Origin of the sequence: Tardiphaga sp., from assembly GCF_044340795.1 — a bacterium.
Taxonomy (GTDB): Bacteria; Pseudomonadota; Alphaproteobacteria; order Rhizobiales; family Xanthobacteraceae; genus Tardiphaga.
In genome coordinates this window covers 1-21,090 of sequence record NZ_JBIISY010000101.1, presented here as the reverse complement: position 1 = coordinate 21,090, position 21,090 = coordinate 1, and the positions used below count along the sequence as shown (strand labels likewise).

The 21,090-nt window shown below is 61.6% G+C and carries 22 protein-coding genes and 1 tRNA gene; 15 read left to right on the top strand and 8 right to left on the bottom strand.

Features of this window, described 5'->3' with window-relative positions; genetic code table 11:
- The first annotated feature begins 52 nt into the window (after positions 1-52).
- The 3 genes from ACIQ17_RS17310 (at position 53) to ACIQ17_RS17300 (ending at position 1,097) form a co-directional block, all read left to right on the top strand.
- Positions 53-343 carry a hypothetical protein gene (locus ACIQ17_RS17310; protein WP_398470298.1) on the top strand — a complete coding sequence of 97 codons (291 nt, stop codon included), beginning with the start codon at positions 53-55 and terminating at the stop codon, positions 341-343.
- Between the two features lie 95 nt (positions 344-438).
- Positions 439-648 carry a hypothetical protein gene (locus ACIQ17_RS17305; RefSeq protein WP_398470297.1) on the top strand — a complete coding sequence of 70 codons (210 nt, stop codon included), beginning with the start codon at positions 439-441 and terminating at the stop codon, positions 646-648.
- 71 nt (positions 649-719) lie between these two features.
- Positions 720-1,097 (top strand): CAP domain-containing protein, encoded by a 378-nt coding sequence (locus tag ACIQ17_RS17300; RefSeq protein ID WP_398470296.1) that lies wholly within the window; start codon positions 720-722, stop codon positions 1,095-1,097.
- 46 nt (positions 1,098-1,143) lie between these two features.
- Here the strand turns inward: ACIQ17_RS17300 and ACIQ17_RS17295 are convergent, their stop codons facing one another.
- A complete protein-coding gene (locus ACIQ17_RS17295) occupies positions 1,144-1,818 on the bottom strand; it encodes a hypothetical protein (RefSeq protein WP_398470295.1) in 675 nt (224 codons plus the stop codon).
- A 257-nt stretch (positions 1,819-2,075) separates the two neighbouring features.
- Positions 2,076-2,516, bottom strand: a complete 441-nt coding sequence (locus ACIQ17_RS17290) for a hypothetical protein (protein WP_398470294.1) — start codon at positions 2,514-2,516, stop codon at positions 2,076-2,078.
- Positions 2,517-2,707: 191 nt separating this feature from the next.
- Between ACIQ17_RS17290 and ACIQ17_RS17285 the strand changes: the two genes are divergently transcribed.
- From ACIQ17_RS17285 to ACIQ17_RS17240, 10 genes are all read left to right on the top strand, one after another.
- A tRNA-Arg gene (locus tag ACIQ17_RS17285) sits at positions 2,708-2,784 on the top strand.
- A gap of 72 nt (positions 2,785-2,856) precedes the next feature.
- Positions 2,857-3,207 carry a VanZ family protein gene (locus ACIQ17_RS17280; protein WP_398470293.1) on the top strand — a complete coding sequence of 117 codons (351 nt, stop codon included), beginning with the start codon at positions 2,857-2,859 and terminating at the stop codon, positions 3,205-3,207.
- Between the two features lie 396 nt (positions 3,208-3,603).
- Positions 3,604-4,425 carry a LysR family transcriptional regulator gene (locus ACIQ17_RS17275; protein WP_398470292.1) on the top strand — a complete coding sequence of 274 codons (822 nt, stop codon included), beginning with the start codon at positions 3,604-3,606 and terminating at the stop codon, positions 4,423-4,425.
- 153 nt (positions 4,426-4,578) lie between these two features.
- Positions 4,579-5,016 (top strand): TadE/TadG family type IV pilus assembly protein, encoded by a 438-nt coding sequence (locus ACIQ17_RS17270; protein ID WP_398470291.1) that lies wholly within the window; start codon positions 4,579-4,581, stop codon positions 5,014-5,016.
- Between the two features lie 14 nt (positions 5,017-5,030).
- Positions 5,031-6,701 (top strand): pilus assembly protein TadG-related protein, encoded by a 1,671-nt coding sequence (locus ACIQ17_RS17265; protein ID WP_398470290.1) that lies wholly within the window; start codon positions 5,031-5,033, stop codon positions 6,699-6,701.
- A 51-nt stretch (positions 6,702-6,752) separates the two neighbouring features.
- The gene (locus ACIQ17_RS17260; protein ID WP_398470289.1) at positions 6,753-7,133 is read left to right on the top strand and encodes a ribbon-helix-helix domain-containing protein; all 381 of its coding nucleotides are present in this window, start codon (positions 6,753-6,755) and stop codon (positions 7,131-7,133) included.
- Positions 7,134-7,246: 113 nt separating this feature from the next.
- The gene (locus ACIQ17_RS17255) at positions 7,247-8,914 is read left to right on the top strand and encodes a PAS domain-containing protein (protein WP_398470288.1); all 1,668 of its coding nucleotides are present in this window, start codon (positions 7,247-7,249) and stop codon (positions 8,912-8,914) included.
- 52 nt (positions 8,915-8,966) lie between these two features.
- A complete protein-coding gene (locus tag ACIQ17_RS17250) occupies positions 8,967-9,599 on the top strand; it encodes an NUDIX hydrolase (protein ID WP_398470287.1) in 633 nt (210 codons plus the stop codon).
- A 71-nt stretch (positions 9,600-9,670) separates the two neighbouring features.
- Positions 9,671-10,642, top strand: a complete 972-nt coding sequence (locus ACIQ17_RS17245; RefSeq protein ID WP_398470286.1) for a Bug family tripartite tricarboxylate transporter substrate binding protein — start codon at positions 9,671-9,673, stop codon at positions 10,640-10,642.
- A 198-nt stretch (positions 10,643-10,840) separates the two neighbouring features.
- Positions 10,841-12,064, top strand: a complete 1,224-nt coding sequence (locus ACIQ17_RS17240; protein WP_398470285.1) for a hypothetical protein — start codon at positions 10,841-10,843, stop codon at positions 12,062-12,064.
- A 37-nt stretch (positions 12,065-12,101) separates the two neighbouring features.
- Here ACIQ17_RS17240 and ACIQ17_RS17235 read toward each other — a convergent pair whose 3' ends face one another.
- The 5 genes from ACIQ17_RS17235 to ACIQ17_RS17215 form a co-directional block, all read right to left on the bottom strand.
- Positions 12,102-12,854: a DUF4167 domain-containing protein gene (locus ACIQ17_RS17235; protein ID WP_398470284.1), complete on the bottom strand. Its 753-nt coding sequence runs from the start codon at positions 12,852-12,854 to the stop codon at positions 12,102-12,104.
- A gap of 504 nt (positions 12,855-13,358) precedes the next feature.
- A complete protein-coding gene (gene prmC, locus ACIQ17_RS17230; RefSeq protein WP_398470283.1) occupies positions 13,359-14,249 on the bottom strand; it encodes a peptide chain release factor N(5)-glutamine methyltransferase in 891 nt (296 codons plus the stop codon).
- Positions 14,246-15,328, bottom strand: coding sequence for a peptide chain release factor 1 (prfA, locus tag ACIQ17_RS17225; protein ID WP_398470282.1), 1,083 nt, complete (start codon positions 15,326-15,328; stop codon positions 14,246-14,248). The genes prmC and prfA overlap by 4 nt, the downstream gene beginning before the upstream one ends.
- Positions 15,329-15,384: 56 nt before the next feature.
- Positions 15,385-17,652 carry a phosphoenolpyruvate--protein phosphotransferase gene (gene ptsP / locus ACIQ17_RS17220; protein WP_398470281.1) on the bottom strand — a complete coding sequence of 756 codons (2,268 nt, stop codon included), beginning with the start codon at positions 17,650-17,652 and terminating at the stop codon, positions 15,385-15,387.
- A gap of 282 nt (positions 17,653-17,934) precedes the next feature.
- Complete coding sequence (locus ACIQ17_RS17215; protein WP_398470280.1) at positions 17,935-19,188, bottom strand: aspartate kinase; 1,254 nt, start codon at positions 19,186-19,188, stop codon at positions 17,935-17,937.
- A gap of 155 nt (positions 19,189-19,343) precedes the next feature.
- Here ACIQ17_RS17215 and ACIQ17_RS17210 point away from each other — a divergent pair, with 155 nt between their 5' ends.
- Both ACIQ17_RS17210 and ubiG read left to right on the top strand, forming a co-directional pair.
- A complete protein-coding gene (locus ACIQ17_RS17210) occupies positions 19,344-19,811 on the top strand; it encodes a PH domain-containing protein (protein WP_398470279.1) in 468 nt (155 codons plus the stop codon).
- A 7-nt stretch (positions 19,812-19,818) separates the two neighbouring features.
- Entirely contained in the window at positions 19,819-20,577 is a 759-nt protein-coding gene (gene ubiG / locus ACIQ17_RS17205) for a bifunctional 2-polyprenyl-6-hydroxyphenol methylase/3-demethylubiquinol 3-O-methyltransferase UbiG (protein WP_398470278.1), read from the top strand.
- 60 nt (positions 20,578-20,637) lie between these two features.
- On the opposite strand, the gene ACIQ17_RS17200 is transcribed toward ubiG, so the two are convergent.
- Positions 20,638-21,090, bottom strand: a 453-nt coding sequence (locus ACIQ17_RS17200; protein ID WP_398470277.1) for a transposase, incomplete at its 5' end; no start/stop codon positions are given.

The following is a 21,090-nucleotide window of genomic DNA, read 5'->3' as shown; positions in this document are numbered from 1 at the left end:
CATCGGCAGAACGTGTGCCGGCTGAAATTCTCAACTACAAATCGGAGCTCTTATGGCCAAGAAAGCAAAAAAGAAACTCGTCCGTCGCGAATACACCAAGGAAGACGAGAAGACCCTCCGCGCGCATTCGAAGGCCCAGACGCCGCTTGAGAAGATTGCCAAGGAGATGAAGCGTACCGGTGGTTCGCTGCGTCAGAAGGCCATCAAGCTTGGCATTCCGCTCGGACATCGCCGCCGCAAGGCGAAGAAGGTTGCTACCACCAAAGTCGCGAAGACCACCAAGGTCGCGAAGACGGTGAAGAAGGCCAAGACCGCCGCCAAGGCGAAGAAGGCCAAGAAGTAAGCTTCGGTTTTGAAAGTTTGGCCTGAAGCGCCGATGCGCTTCAGGCCCTTTTTGAAGAAGCCTCCCTTTTGGGAGATGAAGCGGAAGGTTGCCGGATGCGACCTCTCTTTGCTCTTTCGGGCGCAGCCCTGTTCATATGCGCGACCTCACTGCCGGCTTGGGCGGTGCCGCCGACGGTGACGCCGTCACCCGGCTATGAGGCGCGTCTCGCCGAGCAGCGTCGCGCTGCGCAACTGCCCCCGCCCGCCATCGTCGAGAAGCCGCTGCGGCGCCGATCTGTCGTTCGGCATCGTCACAAGCGCTGAGGACACCGATGCGATCACGCGTTATCAGAGCCGTTCTGTCTGTTTGCATGTTTGCTGCGTCAGCTGCCGTAATGCCTGCCCAGGCCGGGGATTATGCCAGCCAGATCAGTGCGTTCCGGCAGGCCCACAAGCTCCCGGCGGTGACTTCGGACAGCAAGCTGGCCGCGGTCGCTTTGGTTCAGGCGCAGGCCATGTCGGCCAGTGGCAAGGTCAGCCATGATGTCGCTGGATCGTTCACGACCCGCGTCGCCAAACTGCGCAGATCGAAAGCCGCCGAGAATGTCGCGGCGGGATTTCTCACCTTTCCGGAGACATTGAAGCAGTGGCAGGACAGCCCTGGTCATCGCGCCAATCTGTTGATGGCAGGCGCGCGTAAGGTGGGCGTGGCTTCGGTGGCCAATCCGAAATCGCCTTACCGCATGTTCTGGGCGATGGTGATTGCAGACTAGAATGCGTGTCTAACTGTCGGGATGCCCGGCGAAGCTCTTTGCCTGGTCAGGTTCGCTTTGTTTTACCCGGGGGTGGCGTGCCGAACAGCGCGTCCTTGATATCCTTCAAACCCGTCGACAATTTGGACCAGCCGCAGGCGAGTGGCTCGGTGGCGCAGTCCGGTCCCTTGGCGGCAGGCTGTTTCGGGCGCGGGCGGGGAAGTGCAATTTGCGGGGTGGTCTTTGGGGCCACCTTTACCGCTGCATCATCGCGAAAATCGGTGTCGACCACATCCGGCTGCTGAGCTTCGCTTTGTTTCTTGGCGAAAGCGGCAAGGATGATGTTGCGCCGCTGGTTGTTCAGATAGATCGCATACTGCTCATCGATCAATTTCTGTTCGGCCGGGCTGGGGTTCGGCCCGGCGATATCGAAAGTGCGATTCTGCATGAAGTCGTGATAAGTGTAACCGCCGCCGCGCTTGCGACGACCGGCGAACTGACTTTCACAATTTGATAGCGCCGACGATTTCGCTTCGCCCCCAAGCGAAGATTTCTCGACGCGATCCGCACAATCTTCATAGTCCGCCGGGGCTGCCGTCCACCACTGGGCATATGCGCGATCGGGCAGCATCGCGACGCAGGTCACGAGCATTGCGATTGCCGATGTCACTGATGTCAAATGCAATGGTTTCGACTTGATCACGCCCGCCCCCGTGGTCGTATCTGAGCGGATTGTCGCCATTTAAGCGTCACTTTTCAACCGCGCCCGACGCATTTCTCCCCCGATTCAGACACAAACCAAAGAGCAGGACGAGGATTGGAACTCGCCGAACTTTGTCATGTAAATGAAAGATACGAGGCCGCTGATGCGTAAATCGACGCGTGTGGCCTCTTATGGCCGCCAGTGGGTGAACGCAAGGGGATTAGTGCAATGATCATAAAAATAGGGCGGCTCGAAAGCCGCCCTATTTGTTGATCGTCGTTGCTGACTATCAGAACTCACTGACAGATATGACGCTGTCCGTCTTCACCACGGACCCAAGTGCCGGGCTGGCAGACGAAATTATTACGTCGCGCATAGGAGTCGCGGGAATCATAGCGATCGGTGGGGCCATTATAGTAGGCGTAGCTATTATCCCACGAGCGGAATGGGGCGGTGGCAATGGCGCCTGCGGTATTCACAGCGGCGCCTGCAATGCCTACGGCGCCACCCACCGCTCCTGCGGCAACGTCGCCCGGCCAGAAACCGGTATCAGCGCGCATGCCGGTTCGGTAACCGCCGTCACGATAGTTGCTATCGCGATAGCCGCTGTCGCTCATCTGCATGCTGGTGTCGGCCTTAATCTTGGCGCGATGTTTGGTCTGATCCTTTGCGAGCGCCGGACTTGCCATCAGGCCGGCTGCAACTGCTGCTGCGGTCAGAAAAGTCATGGTTTTCATGTGGATTCTCCATCTTTGCCATTATCCCTTGCCCAACACCTGATGGCAGGCGCCGTTCCCCTCTCTGTTTTTCAGCGTTTCAAAGGAATGTGAGGTGCTTTCAGCACGAGACGTGTTCCCAGCAACAAGAGGTGGCGAGCTGTATCTGCCTCTGATATGGAACTGGCCAGTGGCCCTCTCGCCACCCGAGCGGTCCCGTAGCTCAGCCGGATAGAGCGACGGTTTCCTAAACCGTAGGTCGGAAGTTCGAGTCTTCCCGGGATCGCCAATCCATTCCGGCCGATTAACCCTGCATCGCGATGACCAGCGCTCCGGAGTTGGTTTGCGATATGAACGTGCGATGTTTCGGAAAATCCTCATTATCCTGGCCTGGTCGGCGCTGCTCGCAATCGGCTTTGCGACCTTGTCCCCCATTGGACTTCGTCCGCATGTCGGCGATGTCAGCATCGAGCGGTTTTGGGCATTTGCCGCCGTCGGCCTCCTGTTCGGGCTGGCCTATCCGCGGCATCTCTGGCTGGTTGCTCTTCTGGTCGGCGGCACGGCGCTCGGCCTCGAGGTGCTGCAGCATCTGACCCCGGATCGTCACGGCCGAATTCCCGACGCGCTGATCAAGCTGGCCGGTGCTGTCGCCGGAACCGCACTGGCTTACGCCCTTGGCGGGATGATGCGGCGGGCCTCATCCTCAGGCTGAAATCACCCGTTTGGCTTCTTGCCCACTGCTAGGCGAATCAAACGGCGGCGGCGAGATGGCCGTCTGTCAGCTGTGGGGGCCACATCGTGCGATCATCGATGTTGGGTAAAATAAAACCTCAGCCACAGTCGCGTTAAACTCAATCTGGGTACCGCATGTGAAAATGCGCGAAAAAGCTTGGCAGCGAGGGAATATGGATACACCTTGACTAGGTGCAAGGCTGGTTGCGTGCAACCGGTTGCGCGGCAACGATGCCTTCAGATGATCTGCGTCGGTTTGTGAACTATTCGTGCGAACTGAACGGAGGCATCGTCAACGAATAATGAGCGCCGCCGATCTGGAAGGTCCACGTCAATGCATCGCAGATATCAAAGTTCGAGCATTCCTACCGAGATCATGCGTTCGGTCGTCGGAATCTCCGAAACGGGCAGCATCACCAAGGCGGCCAAGGTCCTTGGTCTCAGCCAGCCTGCGATCAGCTCACAGATCAAACGAATTGAACATGCCGTCGGCGGCAGCATCTTCCAGAAATCGGCTAATGGTTCGGCGGCGACCGAACTCGGCAAGCTGGTGCTGATCCAGGCCAAGAAGATTCTGGAGGCCAATGATCAGCTGCTGATGCTGCGCGGCGGCGCGCCGGACGACACGCCGATCCGGGTCGGTCTCAGCAATATCTATTCGCGTCGCATGATGGAGGTGCTCAGCAAGGCGGAGATGACGAATATCTCCATCTATGCGGACAATTCCGCCGAGATCGCGAAGTGCCTGATCGACGGCTTTGTCGACATTGGTATCTATCTGAGCCTCACTGATACGCCGCCGGATCCGATGGTCGAGATCATCGACAAGCGCGATGATGAAGTGGTTTGGGTGCGCTCGAAGGATTTCACGCTGAGCCCCGGCGCACCGATCCCGCTGCTGACATGGCCGGGCCAGATCATCCATGAACTCATGGTTCAGGCGCTGGAGCGCAAGGGGATGATCTATCGGATCGCATTCTCCAGCCCGGATTTCAACGCCCGCATCGAAGCGGCCAAGGCTGGAATTGGCCTGACATTGCTGCCGAAACGGCTGGTTCCAGCATCCCTGATGATCGCCAATGAGTATTATCTTCCAACGCCGGGCATGCCGATGATGCTGCTCGGCGCACGGAATGATGGCGGAGCAAAGAGCGAGAAGCTGCTCGCAACGCTGCGCTCGCGCTTCATGGATATCTGACGGAACCTGCTACCTGCCTTTATCGAATGTAATGACGTCATCACTTTCGATGCAGGTATCGTGCGCTATTTCCACATCTAGCATGATCACCACTCGCTTGTGGTAATAGAAGTTGTATAGGTAGTCTTCACCCGCGATTGCGAAGCTCGCATCATGTCGAGATTCGTCATCAACCCTTCGAAGACCTTCGCATCGTGCCGGCGCGGCTCAAGCGCCGTCGAATTCGCGATGCTTCTCCCTGTCTTCCTGACGATCGTGTTCGGCATCGTCGTGTTCGGCTCCTATCTCGCCGTCATTCATGGCGTGCAGCAACTTGCCGCCGAGGCTGCACGGTCGTCGGTGGCCGGGATGACCGAGGCGGAGCGCAGTTCGCTTGCCTCGACCTATGTCACCAATAATGCCGCGACCTATCCGCTGATCATCCCGGCGAAGCTGACGACGGTCGCCGCGACATCGTCCTCGAATGCGAATGTGTTCGTGGTCACCGTCAATTACGACGCTTCGACCATGTTCATCTACACGCTGCCATTCGTGCCGAAGCCGGCAACGCTGATCACGCGTTCGGCTTCGATCCCGTATGGAGGGTTCTGAGCATGGCGACGTTCATGGCCCTTCTTCGCCGCTTTGCCGCCGACCAGCGAGGTAACTTCGCGCTGATGTCCGTTGTGGGCATGACGCTTGCCATTTCCTGCGCAGCGCTCGGAGTCGATATCGGCACCATCGCCGCCGACCGGCGCAAAACGCAGAGCACCGCGGACCTTGCGGCCATCGTCGCCGCAAGCAACCTGACCAATGCCACCAACGCTGCAAAGGCGGCGTTGACGAGCAACAATGTTCCGGCCAGTGCGCTGACCAATATCGAGCTCGGTACCTACACGGCCGACTCGACAATTCCCCCACAGAACCGTTTCGTCACGCCGGCCGTCGGTATCGCCAATGCAGCGCGCGTGACGGTGCAGACATCGACACCGCTCTATTTCAGCAAATTTTTCACCGGCAGCAACGCGTTCACGATCAAGACGCAGGCGATCGCAGCGAATACGCAGATCGCCTCCTTCGCGATCGGCTCGCGGCTGGCGTCGCTGAATGGCGGCCTGCTCAATGGCGTGCTCGGTTCGTTGCTCGGCACGACTCTCTCGTTGTCGGTGATGGACTATCAGGCGCTGCTCAATACCAGGATCGACGCGTTTGATTTCCTGTCGGCGCTTTCGACCCGCATCGGGCTCACGGCCGGCACGTATGAGTCGGTCTTGAACGCCAATGTCAAAGTGGGTGACATTCTCGCGGCTGCCCTCGGAGCCCAGCAATCGACCAATGGCGCAAGCACGGCGACGACGGCGCTCTCGACTATTTCCCAGGCTGCCACCGCCTCCACCGCCAAAATCACGCCGCTGTCCCTGATCGACGCCGGGCCATATTCCGACCTCAAGGTGGGGACCAAGCCGAAGATCGGCGTCGGCATCTCGCTCTATGATCTGCTGCAGGCGACAGCCGGTCTCGCCACCGGCAGCAATCAGGTGAACACCGGCCTCAATGTCAATCTACCTGGCCTCGCCAATGTGCAGCTGATCGTCCAGATCGGCGAGCGGCCGCAGGGGTCGAGCTGGGTTGCCGTCGGCACGCAAGGTGTCAGCGTTCATACCGCGCAGACCCGCATCTTCCTGCAAGTAAAGGTCCTCAATTCCACGTCGAGTGCGAGCACGTTCTCGGCGGTCAATCTGCCCGTCTATGTGGAAGTCGGTTCGGGCACGGCGACGCTCAACAAAGTCAGCTGCGGCTATCCAAACATCAATACCTCCACGGTCACGCTCGGCGTGACGCCAGGCGTTGTCGATGCATGGATCGGCAATGTCTCCGCTGCCGACGTGAAGAACGTCACGACCAAGCCAAATCCCGGTCCTGTGACCCTTGTGGATCTCGGCCTCATCACGGTGACGGGCAAAGCTCATGTCGGAATGGGCAACACGACGCCGGTCAATGTCGACTTCAGCTATGCCGACATCACGGCGCAGACGAAGAAGACCGTCAACTCGACCAATTTCACGTCATCGCTGATCGGCAGCCTGCTCGGCGACCTCAATATCACCGTGAACGTGCTCGGTCTGGGCATTCCGATCCCGGGACTGGGCGCGCTGGTCGGTGGCGTCCTCAGCCTCGCGACGGGCGTTCTCGATCAATTGCTGGTGGGGGTGCTCTCCACACTCGGTGTCGGCATCGGTCAGGCCGACGTCTGGGTCAACGGAATCCGCTGCGATGGTGCGGTGCTCGTGAACTGATGTGTATGCGTGCGTGAGAACTGAATTTCCATTTTAGAAAGGGAGCTACTTATGCCTTACGAAACCTCGATGAACCGCCCGAACGTCAACCGCAAGCGCTCGGTGGTCGTGTCGAAGAAGCGCACCAGCGTCAGCCTGGAGGACAGCTTCTGGGCCAGCCTGCAGGCAATTGTGAAGATGGAGAATACGACGATCGAACAGTATATCGAGAAGATCGAGCGCCGCCGCGACACGCCGAACCTGTCGTCGAACCTGCGCATCGCCGTGCTGGAATACTATCAGCAGATCGCCGCGCGCAGCATGGTTGCCGGCATGCCGGAAGGCTCCACGCCGAGCGTCGTTCCGAAGCAGGGCGAACGTCAGGGCCAGCTCGCCGAGAAGGTCGCCGCTTACTGGAGCCGGATCGGCAACGACAAGCAGCTGGCCGACTAGGCCAGCTGTCACGATCAGACTTTATGGAATTTGAGACAACGACGCGCGATGGGGCGCGCCGTCGGACGCGTGACTTTTTCAGCGATTGGCATTTTTTGGCCACGGAGCAACCAATGTTCAATCGACGCAGCAAATTGGAATTGCGCAATGCGTTGGCACAGGCGGCTGCCATCAGCCGCTCTCAGGCGGTGATCGAGTTCAATCTCGATGGAACGATCATTACCGCCAACGATAACTTTCTTTCCGCGGTGGGATATACTCTCGACGAGATCAAGGGCAAGCATCACAGCCTGTTCGTCGATCAGGCAACGCGCGAGAGCGTCGCCTATCGGGACTTCTGGGGTAAACTTAACAAGGGGCAGTTTCAGGCGTCGCAATACAGGCGGATCGCCAAGGGCAATCGCGAGATCTGGATCGAAGCGAGCTACAATCCAATCCTCGATGACGGCGGCAAGCCGTACAAGGTGATCAAGTTCGCCACCGACATCACGGCGAGCAAGATGGCGAGTCTCGATGCCCAGGGCAAGATCGCAGCGATCGATCGCGCCCAGGCGGTGATCGAGTTCAATCTCGACGGCACCATCATCACGGCCAATGACAACTTCCTCACGACGGTCGGCTATGGGCTTTCCGAGATCCAGGGGCGGCATCACAGCATGTTCGTGGAGCCGCAGGAGCGTGATGGCAGTGCCTATCGCGATTTCTGGGCGCGACTTGCGCGCGGCGAATATCAGGCGGCGGAATACAAGCGGGTCGGCAAGGGTGGCAAGGAGATCTGGATTCTGGCGACCTACAATCCGATCCTCGACGAAGCCGGCAAGCCGTTCAAGGTGGTGAAGTTTGCCACCGACGTCACCCAGCAGAAACTCAAGGCTGCGGATAGCGACGGGCAGATGGAGGCCATTCGCAAGTCTCAGGCGGTGATCGAGTTCCGCATGGATGGCAACATCATCACGGCCAACCAGAATTTCCTGAACACGCTCGGCTATACGCTCGACGATATCCGCGATCGCCATCACAGCATGTTCGTCGATCCCATGGAGCGGTCGTCCGCGGCCTATGGCGAGTTCTGGGCCAGCCTCAATCGCGGTGTCTACCAGGCTGCGGAATACAGGCGGATCGGCAAAGGCGGGCGCGAGGTTTGGATCCAGGCCTCCTACAATCCGATTTTCGACCTCAACGGCAAGCCGTTCAAGGTGGTGAAATACGCCACCGACATCACGGCCCAGGCGATGGCGCGGATGAAGGCGGAGCGGGCACGCTCGCTGATCGAGTCGGTGGCGGCCGGCAGCGAGGAGATGAATGCCTCGATCCGTGAAATCTCCGAGACCATGGTCAAGTCGCGGCAGACTGCCGAGGCTGCGGTGAACCAGGTCGAAACAGCCGACCTGCAGGCGCAGCGGCTCACATCGGCGGCCCACGCCATGGGCGGCATCGTCGGGCTGATTGGTGACATCACGGGCCAGATCAACCTGCTGGCGCTCAATGCCACGATCGAGTCGGCACGTGCCGGTGAGGCCGGTCGCGGCTTTGCGGTGGTTGCATCCGAGGTGAAAAATCTCGCCAACCAGGCCAAGCAGGCCACCGACAAGATCTCCAGCGAGATCGAGTCGCTCAACGGCATTTCCGGCGATGTGGTGAGTGCGCTGGTGACCATCAAACAGGCCATCGAGCACGTGAACGAATTCGTCACCTCGACCGCCGCAGCGGTGGAGGAGCAGAGCACGGTGACCTCGGACATGTCGGACAATATGCAGCGCGCCGCTGCAGAACTGGCATAGCGCATCGAGCTACGGCATCTTTGCATCACCCGCGGCCATGCTAAGGTCGCGGGTGATGGCACCCTTCAATCCAGCCACGCGGTCGACGATCGAGGCCCGTGTTGGCGCATTCACCCGCCTCGAAGACGCAGCGACCTCCGCGCAGCAGCTCAAGCGCGCGGCGGTGGCGCTGGTGCTTGCCCACGCGGATAATGAGGCAGCCTCGGGACTTTTGCTGACGCTGCGCGCGTCCAGTCTCCGCGCCCACAGCAATCAATGGGCGCTGCCGGGCGGGCGCTGCGATCCCGGCGAGACGCCGGTCGAAACCGCACTGCGCGAGCTCGACGAGGAACTGGGCTTGCGGCTCGGCACGGATGCCGTGCTCGGCATGCTCGACGACTATCCGACGCGATCCGGCTATCTGATCACGCCGGTGGTAATGTGGGCGGATGACAGCCGGAAGCTCGTTCCCAATCCCGATGAAGTGGCCTCGGTGCACCGGATTGCCTTGACCGAGCTGCTGCGTCCGCAGGCCTTCGACTTCATCAGCATTCCCGAAAGCGAGCGGCGCGTGATCCGCTACAGCCACTTTGGTCACATGATCCATGCGCCCACCGCGGCATTGGTCTATCAGTTCGCCGAACTGCTGGCGGGGCGTGTCACGCGCGTGGCGGAACTGGAGCAGCCCGTCTTCGCCTGGCGATGATGCAGGCCGTTGCGCGGCACCGTTGTTTGCGCAACGATGCATCCAACAAGACTGCATCCGGGAGAAACGTCATGACCTCGTCATGGGCCAGGAGCCTTTGCGCAGGCGCCGCACTGCTTGCCGCGACAAGCGCGAGCGCCCAGAATTTTCCCGATCATCCCATCACGCTGATCATCCCGTTCGCGCCCGGTGGAAGCACCTCGATTGTCGGCCGCGCCATTGCCGACAAGATGAGCGAGACGCTCGGCGAAAAGGTGATCGTCGACAACAGGCCCGGCGCGGGAGGAACCGTCGGTACGCGCGCAGTCGCGAAGAGCGCGCCCGATGGCTATACGATCGGGCTCGGCTATACCGGCACGCTGGCGATCGGGCCGACGCTCTATGCCAAAGCCGGCTACGATCCGCGCAAGGACTTTGCGCCAATTGGCATGATCGGCCATTCGCCGAACTCGCTGGTGGTGCATCCGTCATTTCCAGCCAGGACGGTGGCCGAACTGATCGCCTATGCCAAGGCGAATGCGGGCAAGGTGAATTTCGGATCGGCCGGCGCAGGCACGGCGAGCCATATCACCGGCGAGTACTTCGCCAAGGCGGCGGGGATCACGCTGGTCCATGTGCCGTATAAGGGGACTGGTCCTGCTTTGGTGGATCTCATCGGCGGTCATATCCCGATGGCCTTTGCACCCGTCCCGGCGACTCATGCCAATATCGTTGGCGGCCAGCTTCGCGGGCTCGCGGTGACCAGCCTGACCCGCGCAAGCCTGCTGCCGGAGGTCCCGACAGTGGCGGAATCCGGTCTGCAAGGTTTTGACGCATCTCTCGCCTATGGACTCGTGGCGCCGTCCGGCACGCCGCGGCCGATTGTCGAGCGATTGAACGCGGAACTACGGAAGGCGCTGCAGTCCGAGGATGTCCGCAAGCGGCTCCAGCAGGATGGAACCGATCCATCGCCGGGATCGCCCGAAGACTATGCGGCGTTCATCGACAAGGACGAAGCCAAGTGGGCGCAGATCGTCAGATCGAGTGGCGCCAAGGAAGAATGAGTTCGCGACAGCACCGAAGCGTGGTGCGCTGTTTGGTCATCCTGTCCGGCCTTATTGGCAAGACAAAATTCACCAAACTGCTCCAACGTGACGAGGGCTGAAAGCTATCAAGAACCGATGGTCCGCGCGGGGCGGCGTGTGACCACCGATGATTCCGTGGATGCGCGCTGTTGATGGCGCGCGAACCAGACAGGTCGCATGTCCCATTCAATTCGCATATTTGCTGCTGCCATTCCGCTCGCTGCGTTGCTGGGCACTTCGGCCCTTGCGCTGGAATTGCCCGCCCTTCCGCCATCCTTGGCCAATGCGATGGCGCAGGGCGCATCGCCGCAGGCCGTTGCTGAATACCGTCGCAAGCTTGCCGAATACCAGCAGGCACGCGCGGCCTTCGATGCCGATGCGGGCGCCTACTGGAATGCGATCGCCGAGAAGCGAAAGATCCGCTTCGCCAAGCGCCGCGAAGGCCAGGCGGTGACGCTCAATGATTACGTGCTGGAGCAGGCGCCGCTCTATGACGGCCCCAAGCGGCCGGTCAATCCGGAGCCGGAGCCTGACAGCGGCCCGCGTGTGCGCAAGGACCTGCCGGTCGTGGCTGACTTCCTCGGAGCTGCGCGGTCGGAATTCCAGTTTGCGCCACAGCGTCCCGGCAACGAGATGGAATTCAAGCGCGCCTATGCCCGCGCGGCCTTGCAGGCGGGGCTCACGCGCGAGATCGGGGTGCGTGTCTATTCGTTCGAAACCGGCGGCAATGGCGGCCACGACATGCAGTCGGGCCTCAATCCGTCGAAGCCGGGGTCGCGCGCGATCTCCACGGCGATCGGCTACAACCAGCTCCTGACCGCTAATACGATCACGATCATTGCCGAGAAGGGGCCGCAGCTCCTGAAGGTCCTGAACGAACGGGCTGCGATGCTTCAGGGGCCGCAACGCAAGGCGATGGACCACAAGATCGCGGTCTTCAAGCGCATGCATGCGGTCGTGAAGAGCCATCCGCAAAGCTGGAGCGCCTTCGAGAAGCTCGGCACCACGCCGCAGGGCTGGGCCATGCATGCGCTGGTGCTGGACGCGGATATCGGCCCGCAATTGCAGGTGCACAAGCTGCTGACATCGGTGAATTTTGCCCGTGCGCGCGGTGTCGATCGTCCGCTCAGCGCAGCCGAACTCGAAATGATGAATCTCACGGGTGACGGCAACGGCTTCGACATGGTGACCATGCCGCAGGCGATGCGGGAGCAGGTGCCGACCGCGAACTTCTTCCAGCGTGGCGGCTATGAGCGCAACCCGGTGGCGATCCGCCACAATACGGTGGCCAAGCTGCTCGCGATCACCAACAACCGCATGGACGTGAACAGCAATCTGCCCGGCGCAAAAGAATTGGCCGCAGCCTTTGGATCGGCTACGGCCAGCAATGAGGCACGATAACGTCGCTCTGATGAGCGACGTCTAGCGCAGGGCGATTTTACGAGTTGCCCGGATTGAAGTCTTCGCCGGCGACAGCCGGCGCAGCAGCCGCATCGGCACGCGGACCATGCGGACGGCGGCGGCGGCGCGGCGGAAAGCGCGGCTCGCCATTGCCTTCGCCGCCGTTCTGCTCGACGGGCGCACCATTGGCGGGCTGCGGAGCGCCGCCGGTGATGAAGGAGGGCAGGCCGATATTCTCGCTGGCCTGTACTGCCGGCTGCGGCTGGTATTGCGGCTGCGGCTGACGGGCATCGCGCGGGTAGGGCTGTTCGCCACGCTCGCGCTGCTGGTTACGCGGCTGATAGTTCTCGCGTTCCCGCGGCTGCTGCTGTTCGCGCTGCTGCGGCACGAAGCCCGGCTCGGCGCCGAAGTTCGAGAAGTTCTCGCTCTCGTCCTCACCATCTTCCAGCTGCGCATCGCTGGCGCCGTTGTCGGCACGCTGCTGCTGCTGTGGCTGGTTCTGGCGGAACTGCTCCTGCGCTGCGGCGATCAGGCGGAAATAGTGCTCGGCATGCTGGTAATAGTTCTCGGCGGCGACCGGATCGCTCGAGGAGCGCGAATCGCGGGCGAGCTGCAGATATTTCTCGGCGATGTGAGAAGCGGTGCCGCGGATCTTGATATCGGGGCCGTTCGATTCGTAGACCCGGGTCATCGGGTTCTGGCCGCGCCGATTGTTGTTATTGTTGTTGTTATTATTGTTGTTGCGGTTGTTGTTACGCATCCGCTTGTTGTTGTTCTGACCGTTTCTCATGTGTCGCTTTCGTTACTGAGATTTGTCACAGAGCTGATTACTGAGTTGCTATGCGCTGAATTCGGCCGCGGCAGCATTCCGCGGGATTCGGACTGGCCTGTCGGAGGCGTGCGTCCAAATCCGTCGTGCAGGTCATCGCTGCATCGATTTTGCCCAAAGTCGCGTTCAGCAAAGACGCGTTCCCCAATCGCCGGTTGAACCCATCAAACCGGCCAAGTCAGACGTCTGCCATATCCGGGCTTATGTCCCGGCGCGGCTGTTGTCCGTGAAATTCGAAGCGCAATAATCAGGCTTTCGTTCGCTCTGCGGTCGTGAGCTGCGCAGCACTTTCAGCCTTCGCGCTCAACCAGACCTGCCTGTGGAACCTGTATCCGGACGGGCTCTCTTCCGAGATTACTGGTCACCCAAATACCGCTGGGGCGAACCAACCCTGTTCCGATGCTGCACGGAAGGTAGTCGCTCCCAAGGGATATTCCAAGCGGTTTTTTTCGATCTAAGAAGGCTTTATCGCGGCTTTTTTCGCCCCATAACCGCCCGGCGGATGCCTCCGAGGTCGGTTTTGGCGGGTGCGGGAAGATCGAGACCAGCCTCCAGAAAGAGATCGGCAACGGTATCGCTTTGATCATGACCGACCTCGACGACCAGCAGGCCTTCGGGCCCAAGCAACCGCGCGGCTTCAGGTGCAATGATGCGATAGGCGTCGTAGCCGTCATTGCCGCCGTCGAGTGCGCGGAGCGGATCATGATTGCGGACTTCGATGTCGAGGCCGGCGATATCGGCAGATGGAATATAAGGCGGGTTCGACACGATCAGATCGAAACACCCGTTCAGGGCTGAAGCGTAGTCGCAGGCGACGAAATGTGTGCGGTGCGCAAGGCCGTTGCGTTCGGCATTGCCGCGCGCGGTCTGCAAGGCCGCAACATTGATGTCGGTGGCAATGCCTATTGCGTTCGGGAGTTCGGACAGCAGCGCCAGCAGGATTGCGCCGGAGCCGGTGCCGAGGTCGGCGATCTGCAGGGCGCGCGAGCGTGGGCCACTGGCATCCAGGCACGCGAGCGCGGCTTCGACGATGGTTTCGGTGTCGGGACGCGGCACCAGCGTGTCGGCAGAGAGCGCCAGTTGCAGGCCCCAGAACTCCTTGGTGCCGACGATACGGGCGACGGGCTCGCCGGCGAGGCGCCGTGTGGCGAATTGCTTCAGCTGTGCAGCTTCGTCGGTGGTGAGGACACGCTTGGCTGCCGAGATCAGACCGGTGAGATCGAGGCCGAGCGCGGCGCCGACGAGCAGCCGGGCGTCGAGTTCGGGGGAGTCGATGTCGCCTGCGCGAAGCAGGTTTGTCAGCGCGCGCCGTGCTGCTTCGACGCTCAGGTCAGTAAAAATGCCGTCGGCACTCACGCGTCGCCCTGCGCGGCGAGCTGCGCGGCCTGGTGCTCGGTGGTCAGCGCATCGGTCAGTTCGTGCAGGGCTTCGCCGGCGATTACTTGCGGCAGTTTATAGAGCGTCAGATTGATGCGGTGGTCGGTGACGCGGCCCTGCGGGAAATTATAGGTGCGGATACGCTCGGAGCGATCGCCCGATCCCACCTTCTCCTTGCGGTCGGCGGAACGCGCCGCATCGAGGCGCTGCTGCTCGGCGTCGTAGATGCGCGAGCGCAGGATGTTCATGGCCGACGCGCGGTTCTTATGCTGCGAACGGCTGTCCTGCATCATCACGACGATGCCAGTGGGGATATGCGTGATGCGGATTGCGGATTCCGTCTTGTTGACGTGCTGGCCGCCAGCGCCGCCAGCGCGCATGGTCTCGATGCGCAGGTCGTCATTCTTGATCTCGATATCGACTTCCTCGACCTCGGGAAGCACGGCGACGGTCGCGGCCGACGTATGGATGCGGCCCTGCGTCTCGGTATCCGGCACGCGCTGCACGCGATGCACGCCGGATTCGAATTTCAGTTTTGCGAAAGCGCCACGGCCTTTCACTTCGGCGATGATTTCCTTGTAGCCGCCGGCCGTGCCATCCGAGGCGGACACGACCTCGACCTTCCAGCCCTGCAGCGAAGCGAAGCGCTCATACATGCGGAAGAGGTCGCCGGCGAACAGTGAAGCCTCGTCGCCGCCGGTGCCGGCGCGGATTTCCAGCATGACGTTGCGGTCGTCCATGGCATCCTTGGGCAGCAAGGCCACGCGGATTTCCTGGGCGAGGGTCTCGATGCGCTCTTCCAGCGCGGGGCGCTCCATCTCTGCCATCTCGCGCATCTCGGCATCCGTGGTGCCGTCGGCGATCATCGCATCGATGTCTTTCAGCTCGCTCACAGCCGAGCGATAGGTCTTCACCGCGTCGATCAGCGGATTGAGCTCGGAGAGCTCGCGCGTCGTCTTCACATATTCGTCGGCGGCAAGCTGGCCGAGCACGGCCGCTTCAAGGGACGCGTGATGAGCGAGAAGTACGTCGAGTTTGGCTTCGGGAAGTGCAGACATATGGGATTCTCAAGAAAACGCAGAAGGGCAGGATGACGTCGTGGGGCCGAGCCTCGCTACAACGACAGGCCTTCTGCTTCGGCGAATTCGGTCAGCTTCTGCCGGATCGAGACACTGCCCGATGGCGCGTCGAGCAGTTTTGTCATCAGGGCCTCGGCCTTGCCGGCATCGAGATCCAGGATCAGTGCTTTGACCGGACCATGTGCGGTGGCCGACAGCGACAGCGTGCGATAGCCGAGCGCGACCAGTGCCAGTGCGCCGATGGGCTGCGAGGCCATCTCGCCGCACAGCGAGACGTGGCGCTTGGCGGCATCGCCCTTGCGCACGATCTCGCGCAGCACGCGCAGGATCGGTGCCGACAGCGTGTCGAAGCGATCGGAGACTTTCGAATTGCCGCGATCGACGGCGAACAGGAACTGGAACAGGTCGTTCGAGCCGACCGAGACGAAATCCACCTTCTTCAGGAGTTCATCGAGCTGATAGACCAGCGCCGGCACCTCGATCATGGTGCCCACATCGATGCGCTCCGGCAGTGCATGGCCGTGCTGGCGCAGATAGGTCAGTTCGCGCTCGATGATCGCCTTGGCCTGATCGAATTCGGCGACTTCCGAAATCATCGGGAACATGATGCGCAGCGCGCGGCCGCCGCCGGCGCGCAGCAGTGCACGGATCTGGCCGCGCAGCAGGCCCGGACGGTCAAGGCCGAGACGGATCGCACGCCAGCCGAGTGCCGGGTTTTCCTCGACCACGGTCTCCATATAGGGCAGCGCCTTGTCGCCGCCGATGTCGAGCGTGCGGAAGGTGACGGGCTTCGAGCCTGCGGCATCAAGCACCGCGCGATAGAGCTGCAGCTGATCGCTGGAGCGCGGCAGGCTTTCGCCGACCATGAATTGCAATTCGGTGCGGAACAGGCCGATGCCTGCCGAGCCGGTGTCGTCGATATGCGGCAGGTCGATGATCAGGCCGGCATTGATGTGCAGGTCGACCTTGACGCCGTCCTTGGTCACGCAGGGCTTGTCGCGCAGCGCCGAATACTGCGCCTGCCGGCGGGCGCGGAAACGCACGCGCTCGGCATAGGCGGATTCGATTTCCTGCGAGGGACGAATGTAGATCGAGCCCGACGTGCCGTCGACGATGATGGCATCGCCGGGATCGGCAATGCCCGGTGCGTTGGCGACTTCACCAAGTGCGGGAATGCCGAGCGCGCGCGCCACGATGGAAACGTGCGAATTCGCCGTGCCTTCTTCCAACACTAGACCGCGCAGTTTCTTGCGGTCGTAGTCGAGCAGGGCAGCAGGACCCATCGCGCGGGCGATCAGGATCGCATTGTCCGGCATCTGCTCGCGCGACGGCGCGTGATCCTGACCGACCAGCTGGCGCATCAGGCGATGGCCGAGATCCTCGAGATCGTGCAGGCGATCGCGCAAGTAAGGATCGGTCGAGCGCAGCATGCGCGCGCGGGTGTCGGACTGCACGCGCTCCACGGCGGCTTCTGCTGTCAGGCCAGTGGCCACGGCTTCGTGCAGCTTGTGCGACCAGCCGTGGTCATTGGCGAACATGCGATAGGCTTCGAGCACGTCGCGATGCTCGCCGCCTTCGGCGACGTCGCCGCGCTCCAGCATGCGATCGAGATCGGCGCGCAGTTTGGCCAGCGCCGCATCGAGCCGCTTGATTTCCTTCGGCAGGTCCTCGGCGATGTAATTGGTGATGACGACGCGCGGCTCGTGCAGCACCACATGGCCGAGTGCGATGCCGTCGGACAGGATCGCGCCGGTCTTGTGGATCGAATGCCGTGCAGCCGGTTCGGCGCCGGGCTGCGCGAGGGACGAGAGTTCGCCGGAGGCGATCATCTCGGCCAGCACCATCGCCGTGGTCTGCAGCGCCTCGACTTCTTCCTCGACATAAGTGCGCTTGGCGCGGTTCTGCACCACCAGCACGCCGAGCGTGTTGCCGGCGCGCAGGATCGGCACGCCCAAGAACGAGTGATAGATTTCTTCGCCGGTCTCGGGGCGGAACGCAAAGGCCGGATGGCTCTGCGCGTCGTTGAGATTCAGCGGCGTTGCTTCGGACGCGACGAGACCGACCAGGCCCTCATGCGCATTCAGCACGGTGCGATGGACCGCGTCGCGGTTCAGACCTTCGGTGGCATAGAGTTCGAGTGTGTTGTCGACGCGCAGCACGTAAGTGGAGCAGACTTCAGCCACCATATTGGCGGCGATCAGCACCACGATCTTGTCGAGACGCTCCTGAGCGCTGACCTGCTCCGCCATCACCTCACGGAGCCGTCGCAGCAAGACTCGGGGGCCGCCCGACGCGCTCCGCATGTGCCGACACCCTCCCCGCGAGGCCAACGCGCGGGAAATCGAGCGTTGGCACTAAACCTCAGAAATCAATAGCATTTGCGCGGCCGCGCAAACAGGCGCGACCGTGGAAACCGAATCAGATTGTCCGAAACGGCGCCCTCAACCGATACGGTTGCCCCTAATAAGGGCGTATACCGGTTTGAGGCTTGTTTTGCCAAGCAAAACGCCTGCCAGACGCGAAACATCCCGTTCACATCGTGATACCGGATGTTTCAGGTAAAATATTCTACGCCCGAAAAAACGTTACGCTTTGTCGAGGCCGTACAGCGTGTGCAGGGTGCGGACTGCGAGTTCCGTGTAGGCCGCATCGATCAGCACCGAGAACTTGATCTCCGACGTGGTGATGGCGCGGATATTGATCTGCTTCTCCGACAAAGCGGCGAAAGCCTGGGCGGCCACGCCGGCATGGCTGCGCATGCCGGAACCGATCACCGACACCTTGGCGACGTCGGTGGCGCTGTCGATGCGGGCGAAGCCGATCTTGCCCTTGGCCGCCGTGATGGTCTCCTTGGCGCGGGCATAGTCGGTGGCCGGCACGGTGAAGGTCAGGTCGGTGGTCTTGCCGTCTTCGGAGACGTTCTGGACGATCATGTCCACATTGATGTTCGCGTCGGCCAGCGGCACGAAGATCGAGGCGGCAACGCCCGGCTTGTCTTCGATCTGGCGCACGGAAATCTGGGCCTCGTCCTTGGAAAAGGCGATTCCGGTGACGACGTGGCTTTCCATGATTTCCTCCTCGCTGCAGATCAGCGTGCCCGGCGGCGTGCCGTGCGGGTCGATATCTTCGGGTTTGTCAAAGCTGGAGCGGACGAAGATCGGCATGTTGTGGGTCATGCCGAGCTCGACGGAGCGGACCTGCAGCACCTTGGCGCCCTGCGAGGCCAGTTCCAGCATTTCTTCGAACGCCACCTTATCCATGCGGTGCGCCTTCGGCACGATACGCGGATCGGTGGTGTAGACGCCATCGACGTCCGTATAGATGTCGCAGCGATCCGCCTTGATGGCGGCGGCCACAGCCACGGCCGAGGTATCGGAGCCGCCGCGGCCGAGCGTGGTGACGCGGCCGGTGGCTTCATGGATGCCCTGGAAGCCGGCGATCACGGCCACTTCCTTGCGCTCCTTGAAGCGCTTGATCAGTTTTTCGCCGTCGATCTCGTCGATGCGCGCCGAGGCATGGGCGTCGGAGGTGCGGATCGGGATCTGCCAGCCCTGCCAGGAACGGGCCTCGATGCCGATGGTCTGCAGCGCGATGGCCAGAAGGCCGGCCGTCACCAGCTCGCCCGAGGCGACGATGGCGTCGTATTCGCGCGCGTCATACATCGGCGAGACTTCGTTGCACCAGGCAACCAGCTCATTGGTCTTGCCCGACATCGCCGACACCACGACCGCAACCTCGTGACCGGCATCGACTTCGCGTTTGACGTGCTGCGCGACGTTGCGGATGCGATCGATATTGGCGACGGACGTACCGCCGAATTTCATTACGAGACGGCCCATGACGAGTGGTGCATTCCCTGGCGACAGTGGGTAAAGATACCGCGCTCGCGACGCGAGCGGGTGAAACGGCGCGTATACATAGCGGCGGGTGTGTGGGCAAGCAACCCGGCCAAATACAGCTTGGAAAGCCCCAAAACAGGCAATCTGGACGGCTTATGGGACGCTATATCGACGATATCCTGCAGCCGGACGAGAAGGTGCTGTATTCCAGCAACCTGCACTGGATCGTCTACTGGAAAGGCATTCTGGGCTGGATCGTCGCCGCCGCCCTGTTCGTGGCGTCCGGGCAGACGCTGAACAGCACGCTGACGATGGCCGGGCTTGTCGCGTCGGGTGTCGTTGCTGTGGTGGCCCTCTATTTCACGGTGCTAGCCTGGTTCCGTCGCTGGACCACGGAGACGGATGTGACCAGTTTGCGGGTGGTGCACAAGGAAGGCTTCATCACCCGGCAGACCTTCGAGATCAGCGTCGACAAGGTGGCCAGCGTCAGGGTGGATCAAAGCATCCCCGGGCGCATTCTGAACTATGGCGACGTTTTCATTGAAAGCATGGGAGAGGATGACCAGAAGATCGAATTGATCGCCTCGCCGCTCGCCTTCCGCAGCCACATCACGGCCCGATAGTTTTATCATGACCACACAGACCCATTTCGCCGATGCTTCCGCCGCTTCCGTCGATGCGGCCGAGATCGAAAAATTCTCGAAACTGTCCGAGCAGTGGTGGGATCCGCGCGGCAAGATGGCGCCGCTGCACAAGATCAATCCGCTGCGGCTGTCCTTCATCCGCGACGCCGCCTGCCGCAAGTTCGATCGCAATGCGCGCAGCCTGAACTGCCTCGACGGCTTGCGCCTGCTGGATATCGGCTGCGGTGCGGGTTTGCTGTGCGAGCCGTTCACCCGGCTTGGCGCACAGGTGACGGGCATCGATCCGTCGGCCACCAATATCGCCGCCGCAAAACTGCATGCGGAGAAGAGCGCACTGTCGGTCGACTATCGCTGCACCACGGTCGAGGAGCTCGATCCCAATGAGCGCTTCGATGTCGTGCTGGCGATGGAAGTGGTCGAGCATGTGGTCGATGTCGGCGCGTTTCTCGATCGCTGTGCATCGATGATGAAACCCGGCGGCTTGATGGTCGTCTCGACGCTGAACCGGAACTGGAAGAGTTTTGCGCTCGGCATCGTCGCGGCCGAATATGTCCTCCAGTGGCTGCCGCGCGGCACGCATCAGTGGGAGAAATTCGTGACACCGGACGAGCTTACGCAGCATCTCGAGCGCAACAGGCTGGGCATCACCGAACAGGCCGGCGTGAGCTACAATCCGCTGGCTGATCGCTGGTCGATCTCGTCCGATATGGGCGTGAATTACATGGTGGTGGCGGAAGAGGTGTGACGGGCTCTTTCCCTCCCCCAAGCCGCGTAGCGGCGCAGCGGGGAGCGACTGTCTTCCGGGTCAAGCGTTTTTGGGCTGCCATGGCGTTTTGTCCCGGAGGATTGCGTTGAGGATGGTGAGGAGCTTGCGGGCGACGGCGATGATGGCGACGAGCTTGGGCTTGCCGGCGGCCACGAGCTTGTCGCGGAAGGCTTTCAGCGCCGGATTGCGACGCGCCGCCACCATCGCCCCCATGAACAGCACGCGCCGCACGCTGGCCCGGCCGCCGCCGATGAAGCTCTTGCCGCGCCATTGACCGGATTGCCGGGTCCAGGGCGCAAGGCCGACAAGCGCTGCAATCTGACGGCGATTGAGCACGCCCAATTCCGGCAGATCGGCGATCAGGCTGCTAGCGATCACCGGGCCGATGCCGGGCACTGAGGCCAGCAGATCTTCTTTCTCCGCCCAGACCGGCGTGCCCTCGATGTGATCGGAGATCGCGCTGTCGAGTTCGGACAACTCTTTTTCGAGGGC

Coding starts and splice junctions, on each gene's coding strand:
- ACIQ17_RS17260 (WP_398470289.1), top strand. CDS start 6,753: ATGCCTTACGAAACCTCGATGAACCGCCCGAACGTCAACCGCAAGCGC.
- ACIQ17_RS17300 (WP_398470296.1), top strand. CDS start 720: ATGCCTGCCCAGGCCGGGGATTATGCCAGCCAGATCAGTGCGTTCCGG.
- ACIQ17_RS17290 (WP_398470294.1), bottom strand. CDS start 2,516: ATGAAAACCATGACTTTTCTGACCGCAGCAGCAGTTGCAGCCGGCCTG.
- ACIQ17_RS17210 (WP_398470279.1), top strand. CDS start 19,344: ATGGGACGCTATATCGACGATATCCTGCAGCCGGACGAGAAGGTGCTG.
- ACIQ17_RS17275 (WP_398470292.1), top strand. CDS start 3,604: ATGCGTTCGGTCGTCGGAATCTCCGAAACGGGCAGCATCACCAAGGCG.
- ACIQ17_RS17240 (WP_398470285.1), top strand. CDS start 10,841: ATGTCCCATTCAATTCGCATATTTGCTGCTGCCATTCCGCTCGCTGCG.
- ACIQ17_RS17270 (WP_398470291.1), top strand. CDS start 4,579: ATGTCGAGATTCGTCATCAACCCTTCGAAGACCTTCGCATCGTGCCGG.
- ACIQ17_RS17305 (WP_398470297.1), top strand. CDS start 439: ATGCGACCTCTCTTTGCTCTTTCGGGCGCAGCCCTGTTCATATGCGCG.
- ACIQ17_RS17280 (WP_398470293.1), top strand. CDS start 2,857: ATGTTTCGGAAAATCCTCATTATCCTGGCCTGGTCGGCGCTGCTCGCA.
- ACIQ17_RS17310 (WP_398470298.1), top strand. CDS start 53: ATGGCCAAGAAAGCAAAAAAGAAACTCGTCCGTCGCGAATACACCAAG.
- ACIQ17_RS17295 (WP_398470295.1), bottom strand. CDS start 1,818: ATGGCGACAATCCGCTCAGATACGACCACGGGGGCGGGCGTGATCAAG.
- ACIQ17_RS17255 (WP_398470288.1), top strand. CDS start 7,247: ATGTTCAATCGACGCAGCAAATTGGAATTGCGCAATGCGTTGGCACAG.
- ubiG (WP_398470278.1), top strand. CDS start 19,819: ATGACCACACAGACCCATTTCGCCGATGCTTCCGCCGCTTCCGTCGAT.
- ACIQ17_RS17215 (WP_398470280.1), bottom strand. CDS start 19,188: ATGGGCCGTCTCGTAATGAAATTCGGCGGTACGTCCGTCGCCAATATC.
- ACIQ17_RS17235 (WP_398470284.1), bottom strand. CDS start 12,854: ATGAGAAACGGTCAGAACAACAACAAGCGGATGCGTAACAACAACCGC.
- prfA (WP_398470282.1), bottom strand. CDS start 15,328: ATGTCTGCACTTCCCGAAGCCAAACTCGACGTACTTCTCGCTCATCAC.
- ACIQ17_RS17265 (WP_398470290.1), top strand. CDS start 5,031: ATGGCCCTTCTTCGCCGCTTTGCCGCCGACCAGCGAGGTAACTTCGCG.
- ACIQ17_RS17245 (WP_398470286.1), top strand. CDS start 9,671: ATGACCTCGTCATGGGCCAGGAGCCTTTGCGCAGGCGCCGCACTGCTT.
- ptsP (WP_398470281.1), bottom strand. CDS start 17,652: ATGCGGAGCGCGTCGGGCGGCCCCCGAGTCTTGCTGCGACGGCTCCGT.